This window comes from Haliea sp. (assembly GCF_040221975.1).
Taxonomy (GTDB): Bacteria; Pseudomonadota; Gammaproteobacteria; order Pseudomonadales; family Halieaceae; genus Haliea.
This window is the reverse complement of sequence record NZ_JAVJWR010000019.1, coordinates 31,207-52,571: the sequence shown is the minus strand read 5'-3', so window position 1 is coordinate 52,571 and position 21,365 is coordinate 31,207. Positions and strand designations below refer to the sequence as shown.

The 21,365-nt window shown below is 60.2% G+C and carries 24 protein-coding genes and 1 pseudogene; 12 read left to right on the top strand and 13 right to left on the bottom strand.

All coding sequences use genetic code 11. The features are described 5' to 3' along the window. Positions 1 to 17 precede the first annotated feature (17 nt). The 7 genes from pyrF to RLO07_RS07760 all read left to right on the top strand — a co-directional run bounded on the left by pyrF (position 18) and on the right by RLO07_RS07760 (position 7,269). On the top strand, positions 18 to 719 hold the full coding sequence (pyrF, locus tag RLO07_RS07790; protein WP_462291573.1) for an orotidine-5'-phosphate decarboxylase: 702 nt from the start codon (positions 18 to 20) through the stop codon (positions 717 to 719). 101 nt (positions 720 to 820) lie between these two features. Next, complete coding sequence (locus RLO07_RS07785; protein WP_462291572.1) at positions 821 to 1,243, top strand: ComEA family DNA-binding protein; 423 nt, start codon at positions 821 to 823, stop codon at positions 1,241 to 1,243. Between the two features lie 71 nt (positions 1,244 to 1,314). After that, the gene (locus RLO07_RS07780; protein WP_462291571.1) at positions 1,315 to 2,253 is read left to right on the top strand and encodes an NAD-dependent epimerase/dehydratase family protein; all 939 of its coding nucleotides are present in this window, start codon (positions 1,315 to 1,317) and stop codon (positions 2,251 to 2,253) included. After that, positions 2,250 to 3,236, top strand: a complete 987-nt coding sequence (locus tag RLO07_RS07775; RefSeq protein WP_462291570.1) for an MraY family glycosyltransferase — start codon at positions 2,250 to 2,252, stop codon at positions 3,234 to 3,236. Before RLO07_RS07780 ends, RLO07_RS07775 begins: the two co-directional genes overlap by 4 nt. Positions 3,237 to 3,312: 76 nt before the next feature. Next, on the top strand, positions 3,313 to 5,364 hold the full coding sequence (locus tag RLO07_RS07770; RefSeq protein WP_462291569.1) for a polysaccharide biosynthesis protein: 2,052 nt from the start codon (positions 3,313 to 3,315) through the stop codon (positions 5,362 to 5,364). 21 nt (positions 5,365 to 5,385) lie between these two features. Continuing rightward, complete coding sequence (locus tag RLO07_RS07765) at positions 5,386 to 6,345, top strand: DHH family phosphoesterase (RefSeq protein WP_462291568.1); 960 nt, start codon at positions 5,386 to 5,388, stop codon at positions 6,343 to 6,345. 48 nt (positions 6,346 to 6,393) lie between these two features. Beyond that, positions 6,394 to 7,269, top strand: coding sequence for a LysR family transcriptional regulator (locus tag RLO07_RS07760; protein ID WP_462291567.1), 876 nt, complete (start codon positions 6,394 to 6,396; stop codon positions 7,267 to 7,269). A gap of 12 nt (positions 7,270 to 7,281) precedes the next feature. On the opposite strand, the gene RLO07_RS07755 is transcribed toward RLO07_RS07760, so the two are convergent. Beyond that, on the bottom strand, positions 7,282 to 7,872 hold the full coding sequence (locus RLO07_RS07755; protein ID WP_462291566.1) for a DUF502 domain-containing protein: 591 nt from the start codon (positions 7,870 to 7,872) through the stop codon (positions 7,282 to 7,284). A gap of 189 nt (positions 7,873 to 8,061) precedes the next feature. Here RLO07_RS07755 and RLO07_RS07750 point away from each other — a divergent pair, with 189 nt between their 5' ends. Further along, positions 8,062 to 8,391: a hypothetical protein gene (locus RLO07_RS07750; protein ID WP_462291565.1), complete on the top strand. Its 330-nt coding sequence runs from the start codon at positions 8,062 to 8,064 to the stop codon at positions 8,389 to 8,391. Positions 8,392 to 8,459: 68 nt separating this feature from the next. Here RLO07_RS07750 and RLO07_RS07745 read toward each other — a convergent pair whose 3' ends face one another. From RLO07_RS07745 to RLO07_RS07710, 8 genes are all read right to left on the bottom strand, one after another. Continuing rightward, positions 8,460 to 11,045 carry a sensor domain-containing protein gene (locus RLO07_RS07745; protein WP_462291564.1) on the bottom strand — a complete coding sequence of 862 codons (2,586 nt, stop codon included), beginning with the start codon at positions 11,043 to 11,045 and terminating at the stop codon, positions 8,460 to 8,462. A 285-nt stretch (positions 11,046 to 11,330) separates the two neighbouring features. After that, entirely contained in the window at positions 11,331 to 12,038 is a 708-nt protein-coding gene (locus RLO07_RS07740) for a pseudouridine synthase (RefSeq protein ID WP_462291563.1), read from the bottom strand. 63 nt (positions 12,039 to 12,101) lie between these two features. Further along, entirely contained in the window at positions 12,102 to 12,530 is a 429-nt protein-coding gene (locus RLO07_RS07735) for an H-NS histone family protein (RefSeq protein ID WP_462291562.1), read from the bottom strand. A gap of 103 nt (positions 12,531 to 12,633) precedes the next feature. After that, a complete protein-coding gene (locus RLO07_RS07730) occupies positions 12,634 to 13,812 on the bottom strand; it encodes an AI-2E family transporter (RefSeq protein ID WP_462291561.1) in 1,179 nt (392 codons plus the stop codon). Next, the gene (locus RLO07_RS07725; protein WP_462291560.1) at positions 13,809 to 14,096 is read right to left on the bottom strand and encodes a hypothetical protein; all 288 of its coding nucleotides are present in this window, start codon (positions 14,094 to 14,096) and stop codon (positions 13,809 to 13,811) included. The genes RLO07_RS07730 and RLO07_RS07725 overlap by 4 nt, the downstream gene beginning before the upstream one ends. Beyond that, complete coding sequence (locus RLO07_RS07720) at positions 14,071 to 14,574, bottom strand: hypothetical protein (protein WP_462291559.1); 504 nt, start codon at positions 14,572 to 14,574, stop codon at positions 14,071 to 14,073. Before RLO07_RS07720 ends, RLO07_RS07725 begins: the two co-directional genes overlap by 26 nt. Before the next feature lie 5 nt (positions 14,575 to 14,579). Next, positions 14,580 to 14,879 carry a glycine zipper domain-containing protein gene (locus tag RLO07_RS07715; RefSeq protein WP_462291558.1) on the bottom strand — a complete coding sequence of 100 codons (300 nt, stop codon included), beginning with the start codon at positions 14,877 to 14,879 and terminating at the stop codon, positions 14,580 to 14,582. A 102-nt stretch (positions 14,880 to 14,981) separates the two neighbouring features. Beyond that, a complete protein-coding gene (locus tag RLO07_RS07710) occupies positions 14,982 to 15,194 on the bottom strand; it encodes an RNA-binding S4 domain-containing protein (protein ID WP_462291557.1) in 213 nt (70 codons plus the stop codon). A 247-nt stretch (positions 15,195 to 15,441) separates the two neighbouring features. Here RLO07_RS07710 and RLO07_RS07705 point away from each other — a divergent pair, with 247 nt between their 5' ends. After that, positions 15,442 to 15,663: an acetamidase/formamidase family protein gene (locus RLO07_RS07705; RefSeq protein ID WP_462291556.1), complete on the top strand. Its 222-nt coding sequence runs from the start codon at positions 15,442 to 15,444 to the stop codon at positions 15,661 to 15,663. A 119-nt stretch (positions 15,664 to 15,782) separates the two neighbouring features. Here RLO07_RS07705 and RLO07_RS07700 read toward each other — a convergent pair whose 3' ends face one another. The 3 genes from RLO07_RS07700 to RLO07_RS07690 form a co-directional block, all read right to left on the bottom strand. After that, a complete protein-coding gene (locus RLO07_RS07700; RefSeq protein WP_462291555.1) occupies positions 15,783 to 16,817 on the bottom strand; it encodes a sensor domain-containing diguanylate cyclase in 1,035 nt (344 codons plus the stop codon). A gap of 13 nt (positions 16,818 to 16,830) precedes the next feature. After that, on the bottom strand, positions 16,831 to 16,986 hold the full coding sequence (locus RLO07_RS07695; protein ID WP_462291554.1) for a hypothetical protein: 156 nt from the start codon (positions 16,984 to 16,986) through the stop codon (positions 16,831 to 16,833). Between the two features lie 245 nt (positions 16,987 to 17,231). After that, the gene (locus RLO07_RS07690) at positions 17,232 to 17,858 is read right to left on the bottom strand and encodes a PEP-CTERM sorting domain-containing protein (RefSeq protein WP_462291553.1); all 627 of its coding nucleotides are present in this window, start codon (positions 17,856 to 17,858) and stop codon (positions 17,232 to 17,234) included. 436 nt (positions 17,859 to 18,294) lie between these two features. On the opposite strand from RLO07_RS07690, the pseudogene istA reads away from it, so the two are divergent. Continuing rightward, a pseudogene (gene istA / locus RLO07_RS07685) lies at positions 18,295 to 19,185 on the top strand (IS21 family transposase); the annotation flags it as partial. Here the strand turns inward: istA and RLO07_RS07680 are convergent. Continuing rightward, positions 19,168 to 19,308, bottom strand: a complete 141-nt coding sequence (locus RLO07_RS07680) for a hypothetical protein (protein ID WP_462291552.1) — start codon at positions 19,306 to 19,308, stop codon at positions 19,168 to 19,170. The pseudogene istA and the gene RLO07_RS07680 overlap by 18 nt on opposite strands. A 661-nt stretch (positions 19,309 to 19,969) precedes the next feature. On the opposite strand from RLO07_RS07680, the gene RLO07_RS07675 reads away from it, so the two are divergent. Both RLO07_RS07675 and RLO07_RS07670 read left to right on the top strand, forming a co-directional pair. Next, complete coding sequence (locus RLO07_RS07675) at positions 19,970 to 21,013, top strand: fibronectin type III domain-containing protein (RefSeq protein ID WP_462291551.1); 1,044 nt, start codon at positions 19,970 to 19,972, stop codon at positions 21,011 to 21,013. 29 nt (positions 21,014 to 21,042) lie between these two features. After that, positions 21,043 to 21,351 carry a choice-of-anchor U domain-containing protein gene (locus RLO07_RS07670; RefSeq protein ID WP_462291550.1) on the top strand — a complete coding sequence of 103 codons (309 nt, stop codon included), beginning with the start codon at positions 21,043 to 21,045 and terminating at the stop codon, positions 21,349 to 21,351. Positions 21,352 to 21,365 lie beyond the last annotated feature (14 nt).

The window sequence follows — 21,365 nt, the reverse complement described above, 5'->3', positions numbered from 1 at the left end:
GATCAAAGGTAGGAAGCATGGACTCCCCTGTTCTGGTGGCACTGGATTACGCCGAAGAAGCCGCGGCCCTGGCGCTGGCCGGGCAGCTGTCGCCGCAGTTGTGTCGCCTCAAGATCGGCAAGGAACTGTTTACCCGTGCCGGACCAGGCCTGGTCCGGCGGTTGCAGGACTGCGGCTTCGAGATATTCCTGGACCTGAAATTCCACGACATCCCCAACACTGTCGCCGGTGCCGTGCGAGCCGCTGCCGATCTCGGTGTGTGGATGGTGAACGTGCATGCCAGCGGTGGCCGCCGGATGCTGGAGGCCGCTGCCAGCGCACTGCAGGTCTATGATCGGCCGCCGTTGCTGATTGGCGTCACGGTCCTGACCAGCATGACTGACGAGGACCTGGCCGAGCTGGGTTACGTGGAAACCGCGCTGCAGCGAGTGCAGCGCCTGGCGGGCCTGGTCGCGGATTGCGGCCTGGATGGGGTGGTTTGTTCGGCGCAGGAGGCGCCTTTGCTGCGGCAGCTGCACGGTCCCGATTTCCGCCTGGTGACACCGGGGATTCGCCTGGCGGGAGACTCGCCGGGAGACCAGCGCAGGGTGGTTACTCCGGCCGATGCGCGTGAGCTGGGGGCAGATTATCTGGTCATTGGCCGCTCCATAACCGCTGCGCGGGATCCGCTGGCGGCGCTGCAGCGGGTGCACTCGGAGCTCGGCCTCTCCGCCCCGTAACATCAAATGTGGCCAATGGGCTTGGCCATCTCCTGCCGATTGCTACACTGTTTCCCGATACGGATGCGCAAGGATGCCGACTCGTAAACGGAGATTACGCCATGACATACCTCGAAAACTCGTCTCAAGTTGTATCGGGTGCCGGTTTGACCGGACGCCCGCTGAAAAACCGCCGCCATGGACCATGGCCGGCCGCATCCTGGCCGGTCGCATCCTGGCCGGTCGCACCATTGCTGGCCGCGTTGCTGGGTCTGGGGCTGATGCCCGGGCTGACGCAGGCGGAAACTGTCACTGAGCCGCCGGCAACTGCGGCGGCGGTGCAGGTGCAACTGGTCAATATCAATACCGCGGATGCCGCTGCGCTGGCGGCGGGTCTTCAGGGTGTAGGCATGTCCCGGGCAGAGGATATTATCCGCTACCGGGAAACCTACGGCCCTTTCGGCACCGTGGAGGAGCTGGCTGATGTGAAAGGTATCGGCCAGGCAACGCTGGACAAAAACCGAGCTGTTATAACACTGGAATAGGCTGTGGGCATCCGTATCATAGGGGGCTTCGGCCCCTTTTTACGTTGTCCGCTATTGGCGGTGAGGTGGGAATGCAAGCACTGGTGACCGGCGCTACCGGGTACGTCGGCAGGGAGCTTTGTCGCCAGCTGACGGCTTCGGGGCGCGCGTTTCTCCCGCTCAGCTGCAGCGGGGGCACCCTGCCGTGTGGGCGCGTTACCCGCGCCGCGGACTTGCGCCAGGGACCGATTGCCGGCGCCTTGCTGGAAGGTGTTGATGTGGTGTATCACCTCGCGGGTATTGCCCATCAGCAGGCGCCGGCACAACTCCACGAGGAGGTCAACTATCGGGCCACCCTTGCCCTGGCCGAAGCGGCGGAACGCGCCGGTGTACGCCTGTTCATCTATCTCAGCAGTGTCAAGGCAATGGGACCTGCCGCCGGCAGCGAACCTCGACGCGAGAATGAGGTGGCGGTTCCATCCGCTCCCTACGGCCGATCGAAATGGAGGGCGGAGTGCGCACTGCGGGAGCATTTTGCGGCCAGCGCCATGGCCGTGGTGATTTTGCGGCCGGCGCTGGTTTACGGACCCCGGCCCCGGGGCAACCTGCAGTGGCTGCTGCGTGCAGCGCGCGTCGGCGTGCCTGCTCCGCCCGAAGGCGGGGCTCGCTCCATGATAGGGGTCGAGGATCTCGCCGGGCTCCTGTTGCGGTTGCCCCAGGTCGTTGGCGAGGGCGTACACACCTGGATCGTCACGGACGGGGAGGACTATACCACCCGCCATGTCTACCAGGTGTTGCGGGCGGCTCTCGGGCGCGGTAGTGGACGACAGTTGCCGAGCTGGTGCTGGCGCATGCTCGCCTCGGCGCTGGACCTTTTGCAGCGCCAGCCGGGAGGCAGCAGCTACGGCAAATTGTTCGGGGCAGAGCGCTATGACAATCACGCCCTGTTGCGAGCGACGGGCTGGCAGCCACAGCAAACCCTTGCCAGTGTCGCTCCCGCCATGGTCGCTCGTCCGGCCGCTGCGACATGATGCTGGCAATGCTTGTCGCGCCTTTGGCATCGGCATTGCTGTGCGGGATCTGGCTGCGCTGGGCGCAGCGCGGCAATTGGCTGGACCATCCCGGGCATCGCAGCTCCCACACCCGGGCCACGCCCAGTGGTGGCGGGGCGGGCATTATTCTTGCCCTGGTGTTGTCGGTAGTGGTTGCCGCGGCGGGCGGCGTCGGCTGGTCTGCAGCCTACTGGCTGTTGTTGGGCCTCGCCCTGGTGCTGATGCTGGTGGGCATGGTCGATGATCGTTGCAACCTGCCGGCACTATTGCGGCTGGGTGTCTACGGGCTCTGCTGTGGCGCCCTGGTCTGGGGGCTGGCGCCGGGCCTGCCCCCTGACCCGGCAATCCCTGGCTGGGTGCTGTGGCCTTTGCTGGTGCTTGGACTGCTGTGGCTGCTTAATCTGTACAATTTCATGGATGGGATCGACGGTATCGCAGCGTTGCAGTGCGTCCTTGCGGCCGGTAGCGCGGCGCTTCTGTCACTGCTCGCCGGTGCGCCCGAATTCGCGCTGTTCTGTACCTTGCTGGCCCTCTGCCAGTTGGGTTTCCTGTATTGGAACTGGCCACCGGCACGGCTGTTCATGGGTGATGCCGGCAGCGTCCCGCTTGGTTTCCTGCTGGGTGGGCTTGCTCTTCACGGCGCCGGTTCGGGTGCGTTGCCGCCGGCTTGCTGGCTGGTGCTGCTGGCGGGTTTCGTCACCGATGCCAGCTGGACCCTGGCGGTGCGCTGGCTGCGTGGCGCGCCGTTGCTGGAGGCCCACAGGGAGCATGCTTATCAGCGCCTGAGCCGACACTGGGACTCGCATGCGGCGGTTGACTTCCTGCTGCTTGCACTCAACGCACTGTGGCTGTTCCCAATCGCGTGGACGATCTGGCGCTGGCCTGAATTCCAGCTTTTATTGGTAATTTTGGCATATCTTCCGCTTTTGCTTGGCATGGCCAAGATGAAGGGTTTGCCGTAGTATTGGCAGCAGGGGTTCGCACCATATATACCGGTTGCAAGCGGGCCTGTCACGACCATCCGGAGTGGGAGGAAATTTGCTTAATCGGCTTGGCGATGGTGTGCTGCAAGCGATCTCCCGGATGATGGGAACCGTGCGTGACGCTGTGGAAAAACTGGTAGAACTTCCCCGCAATATCAAGCAGGCGCTGTTACTGGCACTTGACATGGTCTTTGTCAGTGCTGCCATGTGGGGCGCCGTGATTCTGCGCTACGGCAATAGTCAGTTTGCTCCCGGCTCTATAGAGGTCCTTTGCGCCGCGATCACCATTGTTGTCAGCGCCATCATTTTCCTGCGCCTGGGCCTTTACCGTGCGGTAATCCGCTTCATGGGGCAGCAGGCGATCTGGGCTGTCATTACTGCGGTGACCTATTCCACCCTGGTGCTGGCATCTACCGTATTCCTGCTGCAGGCGGATGTACCGCGGGCAATGCCGTTTTTCTACTGGGTTATCGCGCTGCTGCTGATCGGGGGCACGCGGCTCACCGTGCGCGCCTACTATCAGGCCAAGCTGCGCTCCCTGTCACGCAATGTCATTATCTATGGTGCGGGGGATTCAGGGCGACAGCTGCTGACGGCTCTGCACCACGGCGACCAGTATCGCGCGGTCGTGTTTGTGGATGACGATCCGCGTCTGCAGCACTCCGTGATCAACGGTCTGCAGGTGGCCAGGCCCGAGGAAATCAAGCGCCTCATCGGTGAGCACAACATTACCCAGGTGCTGCTGGCGATACCCTCGGCGTCATCCGAGCGCCGGCGCGAGATCATCAATTCCCTGGTCGGCCTGCCCGTGCATGTGCGTACAGTTCCGAAAATCAGTGAGCTGGTGGCCGGTCGCGCCAGCGTCAACCAGATCCAGGACATCGACCTGGATGATCTCCTGGGTCGCGATCCCGTACCTCCCCACCCGGAACTGATTGATCGCTGTATCACCGACAAGGTGGTGATGGTGACCGGTGCTGGTGGCTCCATTGGCTCCGAACTGTGCCGCCAGATCCTCACCTCCGGACCGCGCGAGCTGCTGTTGCTGGACAATTCCGAATACGCACTCTACAGCGTGGAGCGCGAACTGCGGGAAACCAGGCAGGCCCTTGGTTCCAGGGTGGAAATCATTGCCTTGCTTGGCTCAGTGCAGGACCAGCGTCGATTGGAGACCGTGTACCGCACCTTCGCTGTACAGACGGTCTATCACGCAGCGGCCTACAAACATGTGCCGATGGTGGAGTACAACGTCGCGGAAGGTGTTGCCAACAATGTCTTCGGCACCTGGTACGCGGCCGAGGCCGCGCGCAAGGCGGGGGTGGAAACCTTTGTCCTGGTGTCGACGGACAAGGCCGTCCGCCCCACCAATATCATGGGCGCCTCGAAGCGTTTCGCCGAACTGGTACTGCAGGGCCTGGCCCAGCGCGAAACCCGCACCCGCTTTTGCATGGTGCGGTTCGGCAACGTGCTGGGGTCGTCGGGCTCTGTTGTGCCCCTGTTCCGGGAGCAGATCGAAACCGGCGGACCGGTAACGGTGACGCATCCGGAGGTTTCGCGCTACTTCATGACGATACAGGAAGCGGCGCAACTGGTGCTGCAGGCCGGGGCGATGGGCACCGGCGGCGACGTGTTTGTGCTGGATATGGGTGAACCGGTGCGCATTGTCGATCTGGCGCGGCGCATGATCCGCCTCAGCGGGTACGAGATGCAGCACGACAGTCACGCCCAGGATCACATACAGATCGAGTTCATCGGTTTGCGCCCGGGTGAAAAGCTGCGCGAGGAATTGCTGCTGGGCAGCAATGTTACCGGTACCGGTCATCCGATGATCATGCGCGCCGAGGAAGAGTGCCTGTCCTATGGCCAGATCCACCGCATGCTGACCGAGCTGAAAGGCTATTGCGACAGCATGGACTGCGCGGGGATCACTTCCGTGCTGAATGCCGTGGTCAGTGGCTTCAACAGCCACGAGGTGCGCTACGACCACGTCTGGCGCAAGCAGGGCATGGCTGGCGGGCCTCTGTTGGCAAAGCCCAAGCCCAAGCCCAAGATCGGCCCGGCTCTGGGTCTTTCCAATGTTCAGGAACTGTTTCCGGAAAAGTCCTGAGGCTTTCCGTAAGGTAATCGAATGCAACACTACGACGTCTTCAATGGTGACGCCGACGGAATCTGTGCGCTGGTGCAGCTGCGGCGGGCACAACCCCGGGATGCGGTTCTCGTTACCGGAGTCAAGCGGGATACCTCCCTGCTCAAGCAGGTGAATGCCGAACACGGATCACAGATCACAGTGCTCGATGTGTCCCTGGATAAAAATCGCAGCGATCTGGAGCGCCTGCTCGCGGCTGGAGCGGAAGTGTTCTACTGCGACCATCATTTCGCTGGTGATATCCCCCAGAGCGCACAGCTGCAGACCCTGATCAATCCCGCTGCGGATGTCTGTACCAGCCTGTTGGTCAACGGTCACCTGCAGGGAGCTTTCCCATCCTGGGCCGTGGTAGGTACCTTTGGCGACAACCTGCGGGATAGCGCACTACGGCTGGCCCGACCCTTGGGCCTCAACCTGGAACAGCTGGAACAGCTGGAGCAACTGGGCATTTACATCAACTACAATGGTTACGGACCAACGCTGGAAGACCTGCACTTTCATCCGGCAGAGCTGTATCGGCTGCTCAGCCACTATGATGATCCGTTCGCCTTCATGGCAGCGGAAGGGGAACATTTCCAGCATCTGCAGAGCGGTTTTCGGGAAGACATGGCAGCGGCAGCGGCCCTTGCCCCGGAATACCAGGATGCAGCGGCGGCGATCTACCTGCTGCCCGATGCTGCCTGGGCACGGCGGGTGAGCGGGGTGTTCGGCAACGATCTGGCCAACAACGATCCGGACCGGGCGCACGCGGTGGTCACGGCACGGGCCGATGGCAATTTTCTGGTCAGCGTGCGGGCCCCGCTGAACAACAAGGCCGGCGCCGATGTTCTGTGCCGGGAATTTCCCACGGGCGGTGGGCGCGCCGCGGCTGCCGGGATCAACGAGCTGCCAGCGGCCCAGCTGCCCGGGTTTATTGCGCGTATTGCGGCTTTCTACGCCTGACCGTTTGCGGCCCGGTCGGGGGATCAGCCTGCAGCCAGGAGTGATGTCATGGACTGGGATGACATGAAGATTCTGCTGGCCCTGGGGCGTCGGGGTTCTGCACGGGGTGCCGCCCAGGACCTCGGTGTCAGCAATTCCACCGTAACCCGGCGCCTGGATGAGCTGGAGCGATCACTGCGAACCCAGCTGTTTGATCGCACGCCCGACGGTTATCGGATGACCGCCTCGGCGGAGGCACTGCTGCCGGTGGCCGAGCATATTGAAGATCTGGTCCTGGCGGCCGAGCGCAGGATCACCGGCACCGACCAGCATCTGGAGGGCAGCATTCGTCTGACCATGCCGGATCGGGTGGACTTCCTGATGCAGCGCCTGGCCCGGTTTGCGGAAGAGTATCCCGGTATCGAGCTGGAACTGATGCCCAGCGATATTCCCATGGATCTGAGCAGACGCGAGGCCGATATCGCCATTCGTGTGCTTCCGGCGGGTGGCAAGCCGCCAGAGTATCTCATAGGTCGGCATCTTTGCCCTCTCAGCTCATCGACCTATGTGCACCGCGATCTGCTGCGCGCGGACGCGCCTGAGGATGTTTCACACCTGTCCTGGGTCGGCCGTTATCCTGCGGGTCAGCGCGAGGACTGGCTGCAGCATACGCAACATCCCGACCGCCCGGTGCGCCATGCCATCAGCGATCTGAGCCTGATGCAGATGGCGGCCAAGTGCCGCATGGGCCTGGTCTTCATGCCCTGTTTCCTGGCTTTTGGCCAACCCGATATTGTCAGGGTGCCGGGCGCATCGGTGGTGCACAGCTCCGATATCTGGGTCCTCACTCACCGTGACCTGCGTCTGAGTGCGCGTTTGCGCGCTCTGCGTGAGGTCATTGCCGAAGAGTTCGCCAAGGTGGCAACCCAGCTGGACACCCGCTGATGGTGCTCGACCTCAATCGCCCTGCGGACTCTGGATGCCCCCGGTGACCGCGATACGCATGGCCTCCTCGACACTGATGTCCAGGGGTTGTACCTGGTCCGCGGCAAGATAGACGGTATATCCACCGAGCTGGTAACTCATCGGCAGGTACACGCCGATAATGTTTTCCCCTAGTGCGCGGCGCAGTTTGTCCGGCGGGTAGCGGGCTGTAACGAACCCTATCAGGCGCACATTCTCCTGTACTTCCACCAGCACCACCGAGTCCGCCTGTTTCTTGTCGGCGATGCTGAAAGCCCGCAGCACATCCTGGATCGCACCGTGCACGGATTTCACCAGCGGGATGCTGCTGAGCAATGTATCGCCCAGCCGCAGCAGGTGGCGAATGGCATACGCGTTCACCAGCAGGCCAACCAGCATCAGCAGGAGCAGGGCAGAGAGCAGCCCCAGGCCCGAGACATACCAGTCCCGGGGCAGCACGGCGCGCAGGGCGGTCCCGGCGATACTTTCCATGGCCAACAACAACCAGTAGATCAGGTACAGGGTCAGGCCCACGGGCAGCACCGCAACCAGTCCCTGCAAGGTGAGTGAGGCCAGGCGCTTCATTGTCTGTCTGTTCCTGTTGTTGAGCGAATGTGCGCAGTGTACCTCAGGGGACGCGCCGCAGTCCGGTATCCCGGAGGGAGTGCTCCTGGCCTGTCCGAAAATGCAACGCGAGTGATCATCGGCGGGCAGTTCCCCTGAAAATCGTAACGGGTAAGCTTGGTTCCGGTAACCCCTGAAGGAGGGAGCACGATGAAAACGTTGACAGTAATGATGATGGGTCTGGTTCTGGCGTCTACCTCACTGACGTCCTGGGCGGCCCGGGATGACAGTCGCCATCTGGGGCTCTGCAAGGCGGAGATCGAAATGGCGCTTGGCGACGATGCCCGCAGCAGGTTGGTGGGCATCAAGCGCCGGAAAGGGCCGGATGAGATGCGGATACTGGTTGTCCCGGCCGCAGGTGAAAGGCTGGTGGTGAATTGCCTGGTGGAGGACGACACGGTGCGTTTCCAGGACCGCAAGGGTGTTGCCCTGCACCTGGGGGGCTTCGAGGGTGCGGACCCGGTAACCTTGAGCCACTGAGCCCCGGCCGCATAGTGACAGGTCCATGCTGCAGCCGCCCCCCGGGGCGGCTTTTTTTTTTCACGCCATTATCCTTGCTGCTGTTGCAGCAGCGCACGGAATTCAGCTTCGGGCATGGGTCTCGCGGCGAGGTAACCCTGGAAGCAATCGCAGTCACTGCTGCGCAAAAACTTGTATTGGGCCTCTGTTTCCACGCCCTCGGCGACCGTGGTCATGCCCAGGTTGGAGGCCAGCTCCAGCATGGCATGCACAATCTGGTTGCCCTTCTCGGAACAATCAATGTCGTCGACAAACTGCTTGTCAATCTTGAGTACATCGATGGGCATGCTGGTCAGATAGGCAAAGCTGCAGAAGCCGGTGCCAAAGTCATCCAGCGCTATCTGCAGGCCCATGTCGTGGAGTTCCTGGAGTATCCGCACCACCTCCTGCGGGTGCGCCATCAGTGCCGACTCGGTGATTTCCAGCCCGAAGTCAGCTGGGCTCAAATCATGTTTCAGCAACATGTCCTGCATCAGGGCAACCAGGTTCTGGTCCTGGAACTGGCGTGCGGCAACATTGATGCAGACTGGCACCGGCGCCAGCCCTTGATCGCGCCAGCTTCTGACCTGGCGCCCTGACTCGTCAATTACCCAGGCGCCGATCGCGTTGATCAACCCCGAGCTTTCCGCCAGGGGAATAAAGCGTGCCGGCGGCACCAGGCCATTGCCGGGCTGCTCCCAGCGCACCAGGGCCTCCACACCGACAACGAGACCTGTCACCATGCAGATCTGCGGTTGGTAATGCAGCAGCAGTTCACCCTTTTCTATGCCCAGTCGCAGTTGCGTGATCGTGTCCATGCGCTCGACGGCGGAGGTGCCGAGGTCCTCGGTAAAGAAGCAGAAGCGGTTGTTGCCCAGGCTCTTGGCCCGGTACATGGCGGTGTCCGCGCTGCGCAGCAGTTCTTCCCAGCTGTCGCCATTTTCCGGGAATATGCTGATGCCGATGCAGCACTCGGGAAAACACTCGCGGCCGTTGGAAAGCGTGTGCTGCCTGGTGATCGAGGCGATCAGATCTGACGCTTTTTGCGCCACCGCATCGGCGGAATCCATATCCTCCATCAGGCAGACGAACTCGTCGCCCCCTAGGCGCGCCAGGGTGTCCGACTTGCGCATGCCCAGCTGCAACCGACGCGCCACCTCGACCAGCACTTCATCCCCGATCACGTGACCATAACTGTCATTCAGGGTCTTGAAGTCGTCCAGATCGAGGAACAATACCGCCAGCTGCTGCTGTTTGCGCTGTGCCCGCTCAATAGCGTGTTCCAGTCGCGATACAAGGAGGAGGCGGTTGGGAAGGTTGGTGAGCCCGTCGTAATGCGCCAGGTGTACCAGATCCTCCTCGAAGCGCTTTTCCTGGCTCATATCGCGGCAGATCAGTACCCGCTTGTGGCTATCCATGGCGCTGCTGTGAACCACGCTGGCCGTGACTGTCAGCGGAACGTCTCGGCCACCGGGGTGGTGGTAGACAATTTCGCCGTGCCAGCGCGGCTGCTTGTCCAGCATGTCCATGACGTCACGGAAGTTGCTGCTGGTGTCATTGCCGCGCAGTTGATCCAGGGAGCGCCCGGCCAGTTCGGCTTCCTGGCGCCCACAGATCGAGGCGAAGGCGGCGTTACAGGACAGTACGATATGGTCCTGATCGACGATCAGGACCCCTTCCGATAAGCCGGCAATGGCGGCGGCATACAGGTCGCGACGCTCCTGGTCCTGCTTTGACTCGGTGATGTCGACCCAGCAGCCGACAATATGAACGGCACCACTATTACCAGTCGGAATGGCAAAGCAGCGGGAAGTATTACGGATCCAGCGCAATTCGCCTTCACCATCGGTAACCCGCAACAGATTGGAAACCTCGCTCTGTTGTCCATCGCGCAGCTGATCCAGCAGCCCCAGAACGACGGGCAAGTCATCCGGGTGGATGTGTTGCTGCCACCAGTCGCTGCCCATGATCGTGCTGGCGTCCACTTTGAGAATACGCTGAATGTTGTCGCTGACCCAGACCAGGCGATACTCCTCCCCGCGGACGTCCATGGTGTAGGTGATGGTGGGACTGGCGGCCAGGGTCAGCTGCAGGCGGTATTCCAGCGTCTGTCCATATTCATGGGCCTCGTGCAAGCCGGTGATATCTGTCAGTGTGCCCTCGTGGCCGCTGAACACGCCATCGCGGTAACGCGGATAAGCGCTGTCCACCAGCCAGCGCATGCCACCCCGGGAGCTGTCTTGCACCGGATACCGTTCAAGAAAATCGGATTGCTGACCCAAGGCCGCGCGCCAGCGCTCGTGTACCCGCTCGCGATGCTGGGGGGACGGCAGCTGCTGGAAGTACGAGTCGCCGCGGCTGGCACCGGGGCGCAAGCCTGCAAGCCGTGCTGCAGCGTGGTTCGCGTAGCGTATGCCGCCATCGGGGTTGGTCTCATAGATCCCCACCTCCAGCTGCGCCAGTCGCTGCAGATAATCCATCTGGGTCTGGTCCAACTGCGTCTGGATGACGGCCTGTCGCAGCAGGGCACGCCGAACCAGTATGCTCAGCAGCAAGCTGGTGAGGAGCACGAACAGCCACCCCTTCCAGGTCTGCAGGGCGGAGATGTCTGCCGCCGTGGCATCAGGCAATACCATCAGCAATGCGCGATCCGACAGGAGGATCCAGAGGGCTCCGACAGAAAAGTATATGAGGGTAACTCTGGAGGTTGCCCTGAAAATCTGGGCTGGGCTCACGGCCTGCCGGGAAGAGTGTCTGCGACAGCAGGGCTGCCGGGGGTAGGGCGGATTCGCACGTGGGTTTGCCTCTCGCCTTGCCGGGGCGTGCGCACGCCACCCGACAATCATTGATATATTCACAGGTTAGTACAGCAGAGAGTAAAACACCACGGCGGGACCTGGTTTGCGGTTGCGGCAGTCGGCTTATCCCTCGCTGCAGGACAGGAGTTCCGCTTCCCAGCCGAATCTCGTCGCCAGCTTCTCGAACTCGATGCCGGGCGGGGCTGTCAACCGCAGCTGCTGGCCGCTGAGCGGATGCCGGATGGTTGCCGCCACGCTCGCCAACAACAGTCGATCGCAGCCCAGTGTGTCGCGGAAAAAACGGTTGTGGATGCCCTTGCCGTGGTTTGCGTCGCCAATGATCGGGTGGCTGATGTGCTTCATGTGCCGGCGCAGCTGGTGTCTGCGCCCCGTCCGTGGATGCAGCAGCACCAGGCTGTAACGGGTGCCTGGATAGCGATCCACCGCGACATCCAGCTCGACTGTCGCCAGCCGATGGTAGTCTGTCAGCGCAACCTGCACTCTCCCTGCTTTGCGCGAGCCCGCGGGGTCCGCCGCATCGTGCTGCTCACGCAATGGGTGATCAATGCGACCCTCAGACGGGCACCACCCGCGCACAATGGCAATATAGGATTTCTCGACGCGGTGAGTGGCAAACTGCTCGCCCAGCAGTCGGGCTGCAGTGGGATTCAGTGCGAACAACATCAGGCCCGAGGTTGGCTTGTCCAGGCGGTGGACCGGGTAGACCCGGCGCCCCAACTGGTCGCGCAACAGTTGCAGCGCAAAGCGGGTCTCATGTCGATCAATGGGGCTGCGATGCACCAGCAGGCCGGCGGGTTTGTTGATCGCCACGATCGAGTCATCCTGATAGAGGATGTCGAGCGCAGCGGGGTCGGTGGCAATGTGCAGATGACCTCAGGCGGCTATTTCGCAGCTCTCCCTGCTGTTGCCGGCATCAAAATACTCCTGGAAAACCCTGGGAGTGCGGCCTCGCCCGGACCAGAGATATTCCTTGCCGTCAATTTCCAGCCGGTAGCGGGGGGGTACTTTCGCTTTCTTGCCGCGCTTTGTCGTGGCGGTTCGCTTGGCGCTGGCTTTGCGGGGAGCCTTCTTGAGGTCCTCTGGCTTTAAACCACTTTCGGCGAGGAGATCATTCACTTTTTGAATGGTAGCCAGGCGATCCTGTGCTTCCTTCTTTTTCAGTTTTTCTTTTTCGGCGGCGAGGGTGGCAGTCAGATTGGCAACAAGATTTTCAAGTTCTGCCAGTGACAGGCGACGAGCCTCGGCGCTTGTCCTGGTCTTGGATTTTGCGTAAACACTGAGTACTGAGTTTTTGCCTTTCATGAATGACTCCTGGTTAAAACAGGCCGTTATTATATTTCCCGCAAAAGCATAAGCAAAGAAAAACTCCAGGCATAATATTTCGGGAGTTATTGCCGGTAGCGTATCAGGGTCGCGTTTCGATGATTTGCACCCAGTGGTGGAGAAACCTGCTCTGGTCGGCTGTGATCTTGAGACAAACCAGCAGCGGCATCGCCAGCAGTACGCCCATCGCTCCCCACAGCCAGCCCCAGATCACCAGCCACAGAATAATGACCAGGGGGTTCAGTCGCATGTTGCGGCCGAGAATCAGCGGTGTAACGAATTGCGCTTCAAGCAGGTTGATACTGAAATACACCAGCGCCGGCACTGTTGCCCCGGCCACGGTGCCGTACTGGACTATGCCCACGAGCAGGAGAATGATCACGCCGAACAGGGGGCCAACATAGGGCGCAAAATTCAGCATCGCCACCAGTACGCCCCAGAGCAGCGCGTCTTGAACCCCCAGCAGCCATAGTGCGCCGGCGGTGACGAGCCCGAGGCAGGTGTTGATGGCACTGATCGTCAGAATATACCGGGACAGCTCCATCTGGATGGTCTTCACCAGCACAATACTGCGGCGCTTGTCCTGTATCCGGGGGAAAATGTCCACAAAGCTGACGAACAGGCCGGGACCGAATACCAGCAGGAACAGGATCAGCATCACGGTCGTCAGTAGCTGGGCAATCATCACCGGGGCGCTGCCGAGCATGGTGAGTACCATCTCCAGCCCGCTCTGTTTCAGTTTCTCGCTGACCCGGTTGTCCTCCTTGTCCTCAGGTTTTTCTGCAGCGGTATCGTCTGTGTCGGCGTCGCTGTTGTCGCCGAACAGGCCGAAGAATGTGAAGCCTTTGGGTTTCGGTGGCTCGGTCGGCATCGGCTCCGGTGCAAGGGAGTCGGTCAGTTGATCAACTCGCTGGGTGAATTGCTCCGTCAGTTCGGGAATGGCCTTGGCCCAGCGCTGGGCTGGCTCCGCCAGCTGGCTGGCCAGCAAAACCAGTGGCCCTCCAATCAGGCTCAAGAGGAGCACGGCCGAAATCGTGCGGGGAATATGGAATCGCTTGAACAGATTTACCAATGGGCTGAGCAGAAGGGCAAACAGTAGCGCGACCACAAGGGGTTTCAGCAGCGACTGGGCAAAATAGACGGTGTATAGCAGCGCCAACGCCAGCAGACAGCGAAAGGCCAGTGACGATTTCGGTGAGCCGGCAGATGCCGGCTCTGCCGCTTTGGCGTCTGCGTTATTGGGCGGGGCCGCTTTATTCACTTCAACGCATCACTCGCGGCCAGACCGGAAGACAATCCAGCAGACAGCAGCGACCACAGGCGCAACACCAGCGACAGCGATGAGCCAGCGCCGTGGCCGCCCAGCAGGGCGTCGCCCCGCTGCACGACAACACCTGCAACAAGCCCGCCACCGATCAGCCAGTACGGACCCAGCGCGCGCAAGTGGTCAATGCGCTGTCGAGCGCATTGCTGCAGCTGCTGTCGGCACAAGACCACCTCTGCCTCCGCAATCTGCAGCTCACGAATCTGTTGTTTTCGCCCCATTACTGTCCCCAGCTCCTATGATTGCCCGCAATTGACGCCGGGTAGCGGGAAGCCCCAGGCTGCGTTTGAAAACAAGCACTGCCCGCCACAGCAGCATCAGGGCCAATAGCTGTAACAGGACAAACCCTGCCAAACCCAGGCTGACCGAACCGCTGCCCAGGAAAACCAGCCACGCAAGCAATACAGACAGCCCTGTCCATGCCAGGATGACGAGCGGTACCATGGCCAGAAGAACCCCCAGCAGGCGCTGGCCATCTGCCAGGGCGAGCTTGAGCTCGAGCTGTAGTAGCGTGGACAGCTGGCGCCCTGTTGCCTGGGCCAGTTGTAGCAGCGTGAACCAGGCTTGAAGCTGCGCTTCTGCAGCGGCGGGTGCCGGTTCGCTCTCTCGCTGGTCCCGGCCTGGCTGTGAAGCCTGTTCCGGCTCCGCCGCTTCTGCTTGCTCCGCCTGTGCTGAATGAGCTACGGTAGCCCCGGGCACCTGACCTATTTCCGGGATAGCAGTTGTGCTGCGAGCAGGCCAGTCACGAAAGCAAGCCCCAGCGTCGCCAGCGGCTTTTCGTGTACGAATCGCTCCAGGTCCTGTCCCACGGCATCGGCCTTGTCCTTGCCTCTGCGCAAGTGGGCCACGGCGTCGTGCTTCAGGTCCACACCCGCCGCCTCGGCGGCGTGGCGGAAATGCTCCTGCGCCTCCATCATATTGCGATACGCAGCCTGCACCGCTTCCTTGCCGGAGTCCAGTTCTTGTTGCTTCGCATTCGTGCTCTTGTCAGTCGCGGTTGCCATGGATGCTGTCTCCTGTTCAGCGAGCAGGTTCTCTGTCATCAAGGGTAGACCATTGCCCGCACCTCTGCATGGATGGTATCGGCCAATGCCGCTTCCCACGGTTTATGTCCGTCTGACCTGAAGTCGTTCTCCACGGAATTCGATGACGTCGCCGTGCACAATTTTTTTGCGCCGCTGGGTTTCCACTGCGCCATTCACCCGCACCTGGCCGTCCCCGATGAACAGCTTGGCCTCGCCGCCAGTGGTAACCAATCCCTCGAACTTGAGAATCTTGTAGAGTTCGACGGGTTCTTTATTGATGTCGACTGTTTTCATTGCTGGTTACCTGAAAAGCTTTCAGTAGGATGATCGCAAGGAATGGAGGACTGCCTGCACGCTGTGTGAGCGAGGAAACCGGGTTCCGGCAGGGAATGCATGAGGCTTCTTGGGGCACAGGCAGGGACGATAATTCTGTGACCCATGGAGTCTAACAGAATACGGCTTCGTTTGCTGGGCCGGGGCGGGGCGGACAAAAGACTGGCCGAACTGAGCGTGGGTCTTCCACGGCGGCCGCCACTTCACTGTGAAGATCTACACCACTCTTGGGGCACTATTCCTGGCGGCGCGCAACGCGTTTGCCGTCATGATCGATTACATCGTGTCTGAGTACGGTTATGACCGCGCCCAAGCCTACATGGTTGCCCGCGTCGCGGTCGACATGCGCATCGGACAGCTGGTCGATGTTCCGAATGTTGACGTATCCGCCATCTTACCGTCAGATATTTTCGTTGAAGAGAAGAAATGATCGCTCGGGGTTGTGGCCATCAACGCCAGCACGAGCCGACGACCCCTTCTCACACCTCACAGCGGTCATACGTACGGCCCTATACTGATCGATCGGTCAAGCGTTCGCGAATCCCTCGATCAGCGTAGCGCACGCTTCCTGTAGAGCTCAGCATCCGCGCGCGCCACGAGGTCCTCGCTCGAGTCCTCTGGTCTCAGCTCAGCGAACCCGACAGTCACAGACGAAGGCGACGGGCCACGCGCCAGTTCCTCATTCACCTGCGCCAGCCGTAACTCTCCAAAGGCCATGTCCGATTCGGGGAGAACGCAAATGAAGTCGTCACCGCCATAGCGGAAGATGAGGTCGGAAGCTCGCAGTCGGCTACGCAACGTGTTCACCACGTTTAGTAGCATCTGGTCGCCCGCTGCGTGGCCCTGCCCGTCATTGACGGTCTTCAGATGATCGACGTCGATGAAGCCGACCACGAGTTGGGTCTTCGTGCGCCTGGCCCGGGATATATCGCGGTTCAGCGCCAGGAAGCCCGGGCCGCGGAGGATCACCCCGGTGAGCGGGTCGATAGCGGCGTGCTCGCGATCGACCGCTGACATTTCGCGGTCAAAGTGTGAGCTTGACCGGTCAAGGTGAGCGTTGGCGCGTTCAGATGCACCGGCGTCCCTGTCGCTGGACGCGGTGTTGCGGTCGGCTTCGGCGAGCGTACGCTGACGGGCACCGGCGTGCCGATCTGCCAGTGCCGCACCGCGATCGAGCTGGGCCTCTGTCCGCTCCTGCGCACTGGCGGTACGATCCTGGAACGCGGCCTCCCGGTCGGAGGTCGCCTCGCGACGAGCGAGTTCTGAGCGAAGAACTCGATTTGGAGACCGGATCCGGTTCCGTGACTCAAGCTCCACGGCAGTCCGGTCACGCTGTTCAGCGGCAGAGTCGCGCAGTCCCGCCATGTGATCGCGGACTTCCCCGGCGTGATCGCGCTCGTGCCCAGCGCCGTCTCGTGCCTGACCCGCCAGATCGCATATATCCAGCTCGTCATCACGTACCTGGCCCGCCCGATCCCGCAAATCTGCGTCCCGGTCTCGCTTGTCGGCGACATCATCCCGCTCGCCACCTGCAGATTCCCGCTTATCTGCGGCACTATCTCGGGTCTCACTGGGCTTTTTCATCGGAGCGATTGTCTCAAGTTTTGGGCTGACAGCGCCGCTGGTGCGCCGCCATCAAGTCCCAGTCTAACACTTCCCCCGCCATGGCCATGAAAATCTGGATGAGTTGGCTCTTGTCCTTGAATTGGCTCCCATCGCGAGCGTTGAATAAGGGCGGGGTGTCGAGTGCCATGGTCGTCCTGCTGTGATCGTGAGAACGCAGCACTCAGCCCGCTTCGGTGGGCCCTGGATGGGCTCAGATTTGAGAATGCCAACGTCGGTGGACCTGGCCGCTTGCACCTCACAACGGCTCTTAGCATGGGGCTGGTTTGGGCCAAATTAGGGGCCTGTCCATGCCACGAAGGGATATTATCTGCACCAAATCTCAGGCAATAAAAAGCCCCGCATCACGGGGCTGACTGAGTATCAGGGTTTTGTTTACACTTTCTTGCGTCTTGACCAGCCAAGGCAAGCAATGCCAAGACCAAGCAATGCCAAGCTTGCTGGAGCGGGCACGACGCTCGGCTGAGCAAGCCCATAGGATACGGCGTCAAATCCGACATTAGGGTCGCCCGACGCGCTAAAGCTGAGGCTCGTTATTCCCGCCGTTTCGACGACGCCCCAAAATGATGGAACTCCAGCCGCCAAACCTACTGAGCTACTAACGCTACCTGATATAAGGACTGTGCTCGCCTCGGAGGTCGTTACATCTAAGCCAAAGGCTGTGATCGGGGTTGTAAACGACAAGAAGTTTCCAAGGCTACTGCCATTGTCATCGTAACCGAGGCCGCCAGAGCCATCTGTTATCGCGCCAGGCACGAGCGTAGGAAAGTCACGCAGCTGCCCCATACCGTTGGTGCCACCAGTTTCGCTTGCGGTAAAGCCCGTAAACGGAAGTGTATCGGAAACAAGAAAATCAGCCTCAAAACTCTCGAAGTTGAGTCCGCCACCTGTCGCCAAATCAAACAGTGCTCTATCTGAAAAAAACATGGGGGCCGCGTGCGCAGATGGCAATGCTGCAAGTATGAAAAACGGCATCATCGCAGAACATATAAATTTGATCATTTCCGGTCCCCTTATCTGTTAGGAATTCGTTCTAGTGTGACCCGAGTAAAAGCAATAGATATGCCAAAACCTGATTATCTGATAAGAATTAGGGATTTAAAAATATACGCAGTAGCCCCACTTCCTTGCTTTGTAAAAAACCCTGACACCTCGCTATCGCTGATCATCCGTAATTGGTCGGAAGCCGTCATCCAACCAAAGACGCCGCTAACTGCATATTCCGGCCCATCGTGAACACCCATTCCGGTTCAACGTGAACACCTATTCTGGACGAACGTGAACACCCATTGCGGGTTGAACGTGAACACTTTTCGGGGATTTCCGGAATGGGTGTTCACCATCCCGGAATCACTGTTCACGTTCAACCGGAATCCCTCTCAACGCATTGATCTTTAAATGATTTGGTAAGCTCCCCCGCTTTTTTTGGGGAGCCGCCATGCCAGGCAAGAGAACTGCAATGCGTAAAATACGAGACGTCCTCAGGCTCCGGCTCTCCGGCGGCCTGTCTATCCGCGAGATCAGTCGCAGCACCAAGCTGAGTGTCGGCGGTATCCAGAAGCTGCTCACCCGGGCCCAAGACCTGGAACTGGTCTGGCCTCTGCCCGACGACCTGGATGACAACCAACTCGCCAACCTCTTCTACCCGGCGGCTGATACCCGCACTTCCCGCCGCCACCAAACGCCGGACTGGCCGGTCATCCACCAGGAGCTCAAACGGCCCCATATGACCAAGCAGTTGCTGTGGGAGGAGTACACCCAGAAGTACCCCAACTGCTGTTACAGCTACTCCCAGTTCTGTGATCGGTTCCGGCGGTGGCAGGGCAAACAGAAGCGCTCCATGCGCCAGCACCACCGGGCCGGCGAGAAGTGCTTTGTGGATTACGGCGGTTCCACCGTACCGGTGATCAATGCCATGACCGGCGAGATCCGCCAGGCACAGATCTTTGTTGCCACCTTGGGTGCCTCCAACTTCTCCTACGCCGAGGCCACCTGGACTCAGTCGCTCCCCGACTGGCTACAGAGCCATGTGTGGATGCTGACGTACTTCGGCGGTTGTAGCGATATGATCGTCCCCGACAATCTACGCAGTGGCGTCAGCAAGGCCTGCCGCTACGATCCGGACCTCAATCCCAGCTACCAACAGCTGGCGGAACATTACCAGGTCGCGGTGGTTCCAGCGCGGCCCTACAAGCCCAAAGATAAGGCGAAGGCGGAGAATGCCGTGTTGGTGGTGCAGCGCTGGATACTGGCCCGGTTGCGCCATCACAGCTTCTTCTCCCTGGCGGAACTGAATCAGTGTATCCGGGCGCTACTGGAAGACCTCAACGGCGTTCTCGCTTAGTGTCTTCTGCAGCAGGTCGGCCGCGCTGGTCTTCTCGGCCAGTTTCTTCATGCTGGCGTCCAGGTTCTTCTTCATGCGAGGGGGCAGGATTTCTCCAGTCTGGAGCATTTAATCTGACGGCATCCGGTTTTAGTTGTTACAGATCAACAAGCGGCGGGAATAAGCTGTTACCCTCCGCGCCTGGACGCCTTTCAGTACCAAACTTCCATCCATCTCCTCGACCGCCTTGGTCATCTCGATCGCATGGGAATAGAGTTCGCGCTCCTGATCAAGTGGCCCTGTGTGGCTACGACCAGTTTTACTGGTTTATTTATCGACTCCTGAAGAGAGGGAAAGAAATGGACCAAGTGTCTCGGTCAGTATCGACCGGCGGGTTCGGCTCCCGCCCTGCCGAAATGTTGTCATCAGTCGTGTTTGCCCTGGTTATCTCGGTAGTTTCCTTCGCAAGCAGTGCAGAAACGCTGTTCGACACCATGCAGGACGTTGATGCAGGTCTTGGTCTTGCCTCAGGGCAGATGGGCGCGCAACGCGTAACTTTTTCCGCTGACGTCGAGAGCATCAATTCGGTGTCGCTACGATTAAGGAATCTTCCAGGTGTGGTTCCCACGGCTGTACCTGTAGTCATATGTAATGATAATGAGTCTGGCACTGCTCCCGGCCCCGTGTGCTCTGGGTCATTCACGACATCGCAGAGTGAGCCCACGTGGCCGGTGTCCGCGACCCTCAAGTTTAATGGCTCCTGTACTCTTCCAAGCCCAGCACAAACCCTGTGGGTGGTTATGAAAAATCCAGCGCCAGGGGGGGGCAACGGCTCATTGCCCTGATCACGCCGGAAGCGCCTGACAGCAGTGAGTACTACTTAAGCTACAACTCCGGAACATCGTGGGAACTACAAGAGGCCCAGGGCAGGGTCCAGAGCACGCCAATGACAATTACCGGTGTGTTTGCTCCTGACGGTACCCCTCCGCGCATACGATCCATCGCGCGCTTGTCTCCATCGAGTTCGCCTACAGACGCAGACACGGTTAGTTGGCGTTGGACGTTTACCGAGCCTGTGATTAGTGTTGAAGCGTCAGATTTTACGGTAACGGGCACTACTGCGACCTTATCGGTTTCAAATGACGGAGCTGGAGTAATTGACCTTACATTGACTGGCGGTGATCTTGCAGATCTAAATGGCATAGTTGCCGTTACCATTGATTCGTCAACGCAGAACATCACGGATCTATCGCTAAACGAGCTTTCGGACCTAAACCCTATTGGCGACAATGTCGACAGCATCGAGGTCGAAAACTTGACTGTTCCTGACGCGCCGACAAATGCAACAGCCACTGCGGGAGATACGACTGCATCGCTGAGCTTTGATGTGCCAGGCGATGATGGGGGCTCTGCTATCACCGGCTACAAGGCGACGAGTACCCCAGGGGATGTTGCCGGTTTCGCGTGCGCTGGCTCACCCTGCACGGTAACGGGCCTTACGAATGGCACCGAGTACACCACGAATGGCACCGAGTACACCTTCACTGTGGCCGCGACTAACGCGAAAGGGGATAGTTTGCCATCAAATGCCAGTAATGCGGTCACGCCGCTTAATGATACTGATGGCGACGGTGTGGCAGATGATGAGGATGCGTTCCCGAATGATCCTGTCGAGACGCTTGACTCTGATAACGACGGTATCGGTGAAAATGGCGATGCGGGTGGCACTGGCATTGGTGTTGTGTTGAGGACGCGTGCGTATTCAATGGGTCGGTATCGTCCTTCTCGGTCCCCAGGCAGGGCGCCCCGGGTACGCCAATTGCGTTACAGCTAGCGTTTCAAATCGACGGATGCGGCAGTTCTGTGGAGATCGCCGCGAAGTTCGGTGATGATCTGCCGGCGGGTGCAAAGGCTTACAAGCGAAGTGTTTCAGGAGAGTGGACCCCGATTACGGGAGCCGTGATTACTGGCAACACGATTAGCTATTCGATAACCGATGGCGGGCCTTTGGACGCTGATGGGCTGGTCAACGGCTCAATTACTGACCCGGTGACGGCTGTGGTTCCGTTTGCTGAGTCTATTGCAACACTTCCGCCATGGGCCTGTGTGTTGTGTTGTTGGTCTGCTCGGTGCTTGTCCTTGGATCTCGCGCTCAGGCTCGGTGGCGAATGAGTCGGTAGTGTGTC

Coding starts and splice junctions, on each gene's coding strand:
- RLO07_RS07780 (WP_462291571.1), top strand. CDS start 1,315: ATGCAAGCACTGGTGACCGGCGCTACCGGGTACGTCGGCAGGGAGCTT.
- RLO07_RS07700 (WP_462291555.1), bottom strand. CDS start 16,817: ATGAAAAAGCCCAGTGAGACCCGAGATAGTGCCGCAGATAAGCGGGAA.
- RLO07_RS07680 (WP_462291552.1), bottom strand. CDS start 19,308: ATGCTCCAGACTGGAGAAATCCTGCCCCCTCGCATGAAGAAGAACCTG.
- RLO07_RS07725 (WP_462291560.1), bottom strand. CDS start 14,096: ATGGGGCGAAAACAACAGATTCGTGAGCTGCAGATTGCGGAGGCAGAG.
- RLO07_RS07750 (WP_462291565.1), top strand. CDS start 8,062: ATGAAAACGTTGACAGTAATGATGATGGGTCTGGTTCTGGCGTCTACC.
- RLO07_RS07710 (WP_462291557.1), bottom strand. CDS start 15,194: ATGAAAACAGTCGACATCAATAAAGAACCCGTCGAACTCTACAAGATT.
- RLO07_RS07695 (WP_462291554.1), bottom strand. CDS start 16,986: ATGGCACTCGACACCCCGCCCTTATTCAACGCTCGCGATGGGAGCCAA.
- RLO07_RS07765 (WP_462291568.1), top strand. CDS start 5,386: ATGCAACACTACGACGTCTTCAATGGTGACGCCGACGGAATCTGTGCG.
- RLO07_RS07775 (WP_462291570.1), top strand. CDS start 2,250: ATGATGCTGGCAATGCTTGTCGCGCCTTTGGCATCGGCATTGCTGTGC.
- RLO07_RS07760 (WP_462291567.1), top strand. CDS start 6,394: ATGGACTGGGATGACATGAAGATTCTGCTGGCCCTGGGGCGTCGGGGT.
- RLO07_RS07745 (WP_462291564.1), bottom strand. CDS start 11,045: ATGGTATTGCCTGATGCCACGGCGGCAGACATCTCCGCCCTGCAGACC.
- RLO07_RS07785 (WP_462291572.1), top strand. CDS start 821: ATGACATACCTCGAAAACTCGTCTCAAGTTGTATCGGGTGCCGGTTTG.
- pyrF (WP_462291573.1), top strand. CDS start 18: ATGGACTCCCCTGTTCTGGTGGCACTGGATTACGCCGAAGAAGCCGCG.
- RLO07_RS07690 (WP_462291553.1), bottom strand. CDS start 17,858: ATGATCAAATTTATATGTTCTGCGATGATGCCGTTTTTCATACTTGCA.
- RLO07_RS07715 (WP_462291558.1), bottom strand. CDS start 14,879: ATGGCAACCGCGACTGACAAGAGCACGAATGCGAAGCAACAAGAACTG.
- RLO07_RS07735 (WP_462291562.1), bottom strand. CDS start 12,530: ATGAAAGGCAAAAACTCAGTACTCAGTGTTTACGCAAAATCCAAGACC.
- RLO07_RS07755 (WP_462291566.1), bottom strand. CDS start 7,872: ATGAAGCGCCTGGCCTCACTCACCTTGCAGGGACTGGTTGCGGTGCTG.